This is a genomic window from Aquabacterium sp. UBA2148, assembly GCF_002328915.1.
GTDB lineage: Bacteria > Pseudomonadota > Gammaproteobacteria > Burkholderiales > Burkholderiaceae_C > Aquabacterium > Aquabacterium parvum.
On the sequence record NZ_DCXA01000175.1, the window covers coordinates 7,883 to 9,034 of the forward strand.

Below are 1,152 nucleotides of genomic sequence, written 5' to 3' on the forward strand. Positions count from 1 at the left end.
AGCGCGAGCCGCAGAACAACGCCGCCTGCCTGATGCAACTGGCCGCCTGGTACATGGAAGGCAAGATCAAGCCCGTGGTGGAACACAAGCTGCCGATGTCGCAGCTCAAAGAGGCCTTCACGCTGATGGGATCGCGCCAGGTGCGCGGCAAGCTGGTGCTGGTCAACGGTTGATCAGCGGCCGATCAGGTGGCCGATGCATCGGCCTGGGCGAGGGCCCAGGCGACGTGTTCGGCCACCAGCGCGTGGTGCTCGCCCAGCTCCGGCGGGCGTTGTTGCCAAGCCTGCAAAGCCTGCAGCAGCTCATCGCGCAGAGCAGGAGGGCATGCAGCGCCCTCACCGAGCAGCCGCCCCGCCAGGGTGTTGCCCATGGCCACCGCAATGTTGCGCTGCCAGCGGGCAAAGCCAATGCGGCGGATGGCGCTGCCTTCCGTCTGCTTGAGGAACGTGGCCTCGTCCCAGCGCCACAGCTGCAGCAAGGTCGGGTCGGCCAGGCTCGGGCGCACATCGAAGTCCGGCACCACCGCGCGGCGGGCAAACTTGTTCCAGGGACAGGTGAGCTGGCAGTCGTCGCAGCCGTAGATGCGGTTGCCCATCAGCGGGCGGAACTCTTGCGGGATCGGCCCGCCCTGCTCGATCGTCAGGTAGGAGATGCATCGGCGTGCGTCGACCAGGCCTTCTTCGACGATGGCCTGGGTCGGGCAGACGTCGATGCAGGCACGGCAGGTGCCGCAACGGGTGGGCTCTGCCGCCGTCAGCGGCAAGGCCAGGTCGACATAGATCTCGCCCAGGAAGAAAGCCGAGCCGGCTTCCCTAGAGAGCAACAGCGTGTGCTTGCCTCGCCAGCCGATGCCGCTGCGGCTGGCCAGTTCGACCTCCAGCACCGGCGCCGAATCCGTGAACACGCGGTGTCCAAACGGGCCGATGCGCTCGCCCAACCGGTCGGCCAGCTTCTGCAGGCGCGCGCGCAAAACCTTGTGATAGTCCCGCCCCCGGGCATAGACCGACACGGTGGCCGCACCAGGCGAAGACAGCCTTTGCCACTCGATGGTCTGCCAGCCGTCGGGGTCGTTGCCAGGCAGGCTGTCGGGCAGGTAGTCCATGCGCGCCGTGATCACGCGCACGGTGCCCGGCACCAACTCGGCGGGCCTTG

At 67.7% G+C, this 1,152-nt stretch carries 2 protein-coding genes; one reads left to right on the forward strand and one right to left on the reverse strand.

The features are described from left to right. Positions 1–173 (forward strand): zinc-binding dehydrogenase (locus B2W70_RS09785; RefSeq protein WP_286745276.1); only part of this gene is annotated, 173 nt, incomplete at its 5' end. Positions 174–184: 11 nt separating this feature from the next. Here the strand turns inward: B2W70_RS09785 and queG are convergent. Beyond that, a partial coding sequence (gene queG / locus B2W70_RS09790) for a tRNA epoxyqueuosine(34) reductase QueG (protein ID WP_286745254.1) occupies positions 185–1,152 on the reverse strand: 968 nt, incomplete at its 5' end.